5 protein-coding genes are annotated in these 6,789 nt (G+C 72.7%); 3 read left to right on the top strand and 2 right to left on the bottom strand.

The annotated features are described in order from the left end of the window. Positions 1-402: 402 nt before the first annotated feature. Positions 403-2,733: a beta-glucosidase family protein gene (locus tag E1286_RS44985; RefSeq protein WP_132623194.1), complete on the top strand. Its 2,331-nt coding sequence runs from the start codon at positions 403-405 to the stop codon at positions 2,731-2,733. A gap of 2 nt (positions 2,734-2,735) precedes the next feature. Here E1286_RS44985 and E1286_RS44980 read toward each other — a convergent pair whose 3' ends face one another. Continuing rightward, positions 2,736-3,728, bottom strand: a complete 993-nt coding sequence (locus E1286_RS44980; RefSeq protein ID WP_246075693.1) for an endonuclease/exonuclease/phosphatase family protein — start codon at positions 3,726-3,728, stop codon at positions 2,736-2,738. 97 nt (positions 3,729-3,825) lie between these two features. Then, entirely contained in the window at positions 3,826-4,410 is a 585-nt protein-coding gene (locus tag E1286_RS44975; RefSeq protein WP_132623192.1) for a Uma2 family endonuclease, read from the bottom strand. A gap of 188 nt (positions 4,411-4,598) precedes the next feature. Here E1286_RS44975 and E1286_RS44970 point away from each other — a divergent pair, with 188 nt between their 5' ends. Continuing rightward, entirely contained in the window at positions 4,599-5,678 is a 1,080-nt protein-coding gene (locus E1286_RS44970) for a C45 family autoproteolytic acyltransferase/hydrolase (protein ID WP_132623190.1), read from the top strand. A gap of 55 nt (positions 5,679-5,733) precedes the next feature. Further along, the coding region (locus E1286_RS44965) for a CaiB/BaiF CoA transferase family protein (protein ID WP_246075692.1) at positions 5,734-6,789 on the top strand (1,056 nt) is incomplete at its 3' end.

Genomic DNA, 6,789 nt, shown 5'->3' with positions numbered 1-6,789 from the left:
GGGGCGGGGAGGGCGGTCAGGACGAGCGCGGCGACGGTGACCAGCGCGAGCGTGAGCACGGATAAGAACCGGTGCACGGGCATGGACGGACTCCTGGGTCAGGGATGCTCGGAACAGCCGACACTGTCATATTCGAACCTGTATTCGAACTTGCGTCCCGGTGACACCCCGCTTACCGCCCAAGGGTCCGGCTGATATTTCTGATGCGCTTTCCTGAAAGTTTCATCCGGTACGGCGACGAGACTCCGCTGCTCAGGGCCCTTTTCTGAGGAGCTTTTCCGGCACGTCCACGAGCTGTTTCCGAAAATTTCGGACATGGGGCGAAATATTCTTGACGACCCGCATAGGGGCACTTACAGTCCGGGCGTAATGATCGGGATGGAACTCTCGAAAGTGACAGCCATGACATCTGTCAACGCGCCGGGCGTCGCGGCCTGGCGGGACACCGCCCGAACGGTCGGCGAGCGCGTGGAGAGCCTGCTGGCCGAGCTGACGCTCGAGGAGAAGGTCGCCCAGCTCGGATCCGCCTGGGTGCAGACCGACGACCCCGGCGGCGTCGCCCCCCTCCAGGACCTCTTCGTGACCCCGGCACGGCTGGAAGACCGGCTGGCCCACGGGCTCGGCCACCTCACCCGCGTCTACGGCACCGCCCCCGTGACCCCGGCCGAGGGTGCCGGCCGCCTGCGCTCCCTGCAGCGGCTGGTGATCGACTCCAACCGCCTCGGCATCCCGGCGATCGCCCACGAGGAGTGCCTGACCGGGTTCGCCACGTACGGGGCCACCGCCTACCCGACGCCGCTGGCCTGGGCGGCGACGTTCGACCCCGAGCTGATCGAGCGCATGGCGGCGGCCATCGGCGCCGACCTGCGCGCCGCCGGCGTCCACCAGGGTCTGTCGCCGGTGCTCGACGTCGTACGCGACTACCGCTGGGGCCGGGTCGAGGAGACGCTGGGCGAGGACCCGTACCTGGTGGGGCAGCTCGGCGCCGCGTACGTGCGCGGCCTGGAGGGCGCCGGGGTCATCGCCACGCTCAAACACTTCGCCGGGTACGCCGCCTCGCGCGCCGCGCGCAACCACGCGCCTGTCAGCATCGGGCCCCGGGAGCTGGCGGACGTGATCCTGCCGCCGTTCGAGACCGCGCTGCGCGAGGGCGGCGCCCGTTCGGTGATGAACTCCTACACCGACCTCGACGGCGTCCCGGTCGGCGCGAGCGTCCACCTGCTGCGGGGGCTGCTGCGCGAGGAGTGGGGGTTCGAGGGGACGGTGGTGTCCGACTACTGGGCGATCCCGTTCCTGGCGTCCATGCACGGGGTGGCGGAGGACGTCGCGGGCGCCGGGGCCGTCGCGCTGCGCGCCGGCATCGACGTGGAGCTGCCCGAGACCGTCGCCTACGGCGGCCACCTGGTGGCGCAGGTGCGCGCGGGCCTGGTGGACGAGGCGCTGGTCGACGAGTCCGTACGCCGCGTGCTGCGGCAGAAGATCGAGCTGGGCCTCCTCGACGCCCCGTACACCGTCCCGGAGGACGCCGACCGGGTGGCGCTCGACGGCCCCCGCAACCGCGCGCTGGCCCGCAGCGTCGCCGAACGTTCCATCGTGCTGCTGCACAACCCCGCCGGTGTGCTGCCCATCGACCCCGGCACGACCGCCCGGATCGCCGTCGTCGGGCCCTGCGCGGGCGACCCGCGCACGCTGCTCGGCTGCTACGCCTTCCCCAATCACGTGCTCGACCGCTACCCCGAGCACGGGATGGGCCTGCCCATCCCGTCCGTCGGCGAGTGCCTGGCGGCCGAGTTCCCCGGGGCGGAGCTGCGCCACGCGGTCGGGGCCGACGTCCTGGGCGGCGACGCCTCCGGCATCCCCGCGGCGGCGGCGCTCGCCGCGGAGTCGGACCTGGCGCTGCTGTTCGTCGGCGACCGGGCCGGGCTGTTCGGTGGCGGCACCTCGGGCGAGGGCTGCGACGCCGCCGACCTGCGGCTGCCCGGCCCGCAGCCGGAGCTGGTCGAGGCCGTGCTGGCCACCGGCACGCCGACCGTGCTCGTCGTGGTGTCCGGGCGGCCGTACGCGCTGGGGGCGTACAAGGACCGGGTGGCCGCGGCCGTGCAGGCGTTCCTGCCCGGCGTGGAGGGCGGCTCGGCGCTGGCGGGGGTGCTGAGCGGCCGGGTCAACCCCTCCGGGCGGCTGCCGGTCCAGATCCCGGCCTCGCCCGCCATCAACCCGTCCACGTACCTGCAGCCGCCCCTCGGCCGGCGCGCGGACGGCATCACCGTGCTCGACCCGACCCCGGCGTTCGCGTTCGGCCACGGCCTGTCGTACGCGCCCGTCGAGTACGTCGCCCTCGCCACGGACCGCGCCGAATGCGCCACCGACGGCGTCGTCGAGGTCACGGTGACGGTGCGCAACGCCGGCGACCGGCCCGCCGAGGAGGTCGTCCAGCTCTACGCCTCCGACCCGGTCGCGCAGGTCGCCCGCCCCGCCGTGCAACTCGTCGGCTTCGCCCGGGTGCCCCTGGAGGCGGGCCGTACGCGGGCGGTGACGTTCGAGGTGCCGGCGGACGCGTTCTCCTACACCGGCGTCGACCTGCGCCGCGTCGTCGAGCCCGGCACGATCACGCTCGCCGCAGGCCCTTCGGCGGACGAGCCGCCGCTGCGCGCGGACATCCGCCTGACCGGCGAACCCGTCGCCGTCGGCCAAGCCCGCCGCCTCAGCACCCCCGCGCGCCTCGGGGACGGGTGACGCTAGGGGAGACGCAGTGCGGCGAAGACACCGCGATGGTCGGTACGGGGTACGTCGAGGACCTCGACCCGCTCCACCGCCACCCGCCGGTCGGCCAGCACGTGGTCGATGGAGATGATCGGCGGCATCGGCCGGAAGTTCGGCCAGGTGGGGATCAGGCCTTTGCCCACCTGGTCGGCGGCGTCGACGTAACCGCGGTCGAGCAGGTCGCGGAAGGCGCGGTGGTCGAGGCTGGCGTTGAAGTCGCCGGCCAGCACCCGCACCGCCGACGGAGAGGCCGAGGGCAGGGTGCGCAGGACGGTGTTCCACTCGTCCACCCTGCGGCCGAGCGGCGGGTTCGGGTGCACGGCCACGAACTCGATCGAGCCGCCCCCGGGCAGCGCCACCCTCGCGGCCGGCATGTTGTGGCCGATCGGCGTGAACAGGCCGGGCAGCTCCGTCAGCGGATACTTCGCGTAGATGCCGCTGCCCGTCACGTCGTGCTCCGGCTGCAGCACCCGGTGGGGGAGCAGCTCCTTCAGCCCGGCCTCGTCCAGCCGCTCCGCCTCGGCGTAGGTGAGCTCCAGCGCGCTGAACACCTCGACGTCGTACGTACGGACGAAGTCGACCACGGCGGCGGCGTCGGCCCGGCCGAACAGGTTGATCGTCAGCACCCGCAGCGGCGCGCCCTTCGCCGCCGGCTGCTCCGCGCTCACCGTGCGCGGCACCACGACCGCGACCATCACCACGCACACCAGCGCCGCGGCGAGCGCGGCCCGCCGGTTGCGGCGCAGCAACGACAGCAGCGCGGTCAGCGCAGCCAGCCCCGCGCCGTAGGGGGTCACGGTCATGAGCTGCGTGGGGAACGATCCACTCTCCAGGCCGAACACCCTGACGACGGCCCACACGGCGAGCAGCGTGACGACCGTCCAGGCGAACCACCGCCTGCGTCGTCTCTTCGGCTTCCCCGGCTCTTCAGCGGCCTCGGCGCGCTTGATCCCGGTCGTCGCGCTCACTTCGCGGCCCCGTACCCGAACTGATCCACACCGTGAACCCTAAACGCCCGCGGGACGAGACGGCGCACGGCGGGGCCGCGCCGTCGGTGCCTCGAGGTTACCGGCGGTCGCTGACGAGGTTGGCGGGGTCGAAACTGATCGGGAAGGGTGTGGCCAGGCCAGCGGCCGTGCCGGCCTTGAAGACGGTGGGCTCCCGGTAGCGCTTGCCCTTCAGCTCGTGGACGTAGAGGGCTGGGCCTTCTTCCGGGTTGATCCGCCAGTAGGCGGGGATGCCCGCCTTCGCGTACGCCTCCACCTTGAACATCTCGTCGCGCATCTTGGTGCTCGGGCTGACCACCTCCGCCGCGAGCAGGATGTCGCCGGGCGCGAACATGAGCTCCACATTCTTCACGTCGTCCTCGCGTACGACGACGAGGTCGGGGATGTAGAAGTCCTTGTCGCTCACCCGCACGTTCACGGTCGCCAAGGGCTCCAGCCCCGGAGGCATCGCGTCATCGAGTATCCGCTGCAGCCGGTAGATGATGCGCTGGTGCAGGGGGGTGGGGGAAGGGCTCACCAGCAGGCTCCCGTTGAAGAGCTCGTAGCGGTTCCCGTCGTCGGGGAGCTCGCGCAGATCGTCGACCGTGAACGCTTGCGCGCTCGGCAGAAACCTGCGCCCGGTGCTCGGTTCGATCGTCGCCATCGCGGTCACCCACTCGGTATCGGGAGCCTCGCCCTCGCCCACATGCTACTTCCCTCAAAACATCACCCTGAGTCACGGAACTGCTGCCAGCCGTGGGTTCCGTGCACCGTCGGCGGGGGTGGAGGTTCCGCGCCGCGCCGGTAACCGCCGCTTGGCAGGTCGCGGTGCGCTGAGATGATGGACAGATCATGACATTTCCCGTTTTCTCCTCCCGTCAGACCGAGCCGGGCGCCCGTGGCAAGGAGTTCGGCACCCACCTGCGACCGAAGATCCTCGCCAATCTGTCCGGCTACACCGACCTGTTCACCGCCGCCGGCGCGACCGGCGCCCAGGTGCGCGTGTGGGCCGAACGCGCGCTCGAGCGCAGCGCCGCCTGGGCGCCCCGGCTGGCGGACGAGATCGCCGGGATCGCGGCCGGCGCCGGGCTCGAGCCCTGGCAGGTCGCCGCGGTGAACGCCCGCACCGAGATCCTGGCCGCCGTCGACGCGACCACCCGCGCCATCGCCGGCGAGGGCGAGTGCTCCACCTCCGTCGTGCTGCCCGACTCTTCCCCGGCGCGTACGGTGCAGACCTGGGACTGGCACGACCACCTGCGCGAGGCCCCCGTGTTGTGGGAGTTCGAACCGCGCCCCGGCCACGTGGTGCGCACGTTCACCGAGGCGGGTGCGCTGGCCAAGATCGGCGTCAACACGGCCGGGCTCGGCGTGCACTTCAACATCCTGCGCCACCGCTCCGACACCGCCGACGTGGGCGTGCCCGTGCACCTGATCGCCCGCCGGATCCTAGAGGAGGCCGCCACGGTGGAGGAGGCGGCCGACATCGCCCGTTCGGCCGAGGTCTCCGCGTCGACCGTGATCACGGCCGTGACCGCGTCTGATGCGGCGTCCATCGAGATCTCCCCGGCAGGCGTCGCCGTCATCCCGCCCGGCCCCGACGGCGTGCTGCTGCACTGCAACCACTTCCTCGACCCCGGCCTGGCCCCGGGGGAGCGACACGCCTCCGACCGGCCCGGCACGTACGACCGGCTGCGCCACCTGCGCGCGAACGTGGCGGGGCTGAGCCGCGACGACCTGACCGCGCGGGCGCTGTCCATGCTCAGCCACGGCCCCGACGACGCGCCCGTCTGCGCCCATCCCGACCTCACGCAGCCGATCAACCAGCGGTGGGAGACGGTGGCCACGATCGGGCTCGACGTGACGGCCGGGCGGTTGCGGGTGCACCAGGGCGGGCCCTGCCGGGTCGCCGCGGAGACCTGGCAGACATTCTGACCCGCATGCGAGTGGAGTCTTACGGCGTGCGTATGTTTGACCCGGGGTGGTGCGTGTGAGCGGGGCGCTGTCGGGGCTGCTGGTGGCCGACTTCAGCCGGGTGCTGGCGGGGCCGTACTGCACGATGCTCCTGGCCGACCTCGGGGCGGAGGTGGTCAAGGTCGAAAGGCCCGGCGCCGGCGACGACACCCGCGCCTGGGGGCCGCCGTACGCCGACGGAGAGGCCACGTACTTCCTCGGCGTCAACCGCAACAAGCGCTCGATCGCGCTCGACCTGCGGGCCGGCACGGAGGTCGCCCGCGCCCTGGCCGCCCGGGCCGACGTGCTCGTGGAGAACTTCAAGCCCGGCACCATGGACAGGCTCGGCCTCGGCTACGACGCGTTGCACGAGCTCAACCCGGGGCTGGTGTACTGCTCGATCACCGGCTTCGGCTCCGGAGAGGGCGCTCACCTGCCCGGGTACGACCTCATCGCGCAGGCCGCCGGCGGGCTCATGAGCATCACCGGCGAGCCCGGCGGGCCGGCCATGAAGGCGGGCGTGGCGGTGGCCGACGTGATCACCGGCCTGCACGCCGGCTTCGGCATCCTGGCCGCCCTGCGCCACCGCGACATCACCGGTGAGGGTCAGCACGTCGAGGTCTCGCTGCTGTCGTCGGTGCTCTCCGCGCTCACCAACCACGCCTCCGCGTACGCCGCCGCCGGGGTCGTGCCCCGCGCCATGGGCAACCGGCACCCCAGCATCGTCCCGTACGAGGTGTTCCAGGCGGCCGACCGGCCGATCGTCATCGCGGCGGGCAACGACGGCCTCTTCCGCGCCCTGTGCCTCGCCCTCGACCGGCCGGACCTGGCCGACGACGACCGCTACGCCACCAACGCCGGCCGCGTGGCCGCCCGCGAGCCGCTCATCGCCGACCTCAACGCCGTCCTGGCCACGCGGAGCGCCGACGGCTGGTTCGAGCGGCTCACCGCCGCCGGGGTGCCGTGCGGGCCGATCAACGACCTGGCGGCCGCGTTCGCCCTGGCCGAGCGGCTCGGCCTGGAGCCCGCCGTACGGCTCGACGGCGTCGGCCAGGTCGCCAACCCGCTCCGCCTCAGCGCCACCCCGCCCACC

The organism is Nonomuraea terrae (assembly GCF_004348995.1).
In the GTDB taxonomy this organism is placed as follows: domain Bacteria; phylum Actinomycetota; class Actinomycetes; order Streptosporangiales; family Streptosporangiaceae; genus Nonomuraea; species Nonomuraea terrae.
Note: the sequence above shows the minus strand (reverse complement) of the source record. Positions and strands in the feature narration are given on the sequence as shown.

Excerpts from the sequence above, each read along its gene's own strand:
- E1286_RS44985 (WP_132623194.1), top strand. The coding sequence starts at position 403 with ATGACATCTGTCAACGCGCCGGGCGTCGCGGCCTGGCGGGACACCGCC.
- E1286_RS44975 (WP_132623192.1), bottom strand. The coding sequence starts at position 4,410 with ATGGCGACGATCGAACCGAGCACCGGGCGCAGGTTTCTGCCGAGCGCG.
- E1286_RS44970 (WP_132623190.1), top strand. The coding sequence starts at position 4,599 with ATGACATTTCCCGTTTTCTCCTCCCGTCAGACCGAGCCGGGCGCCCGT.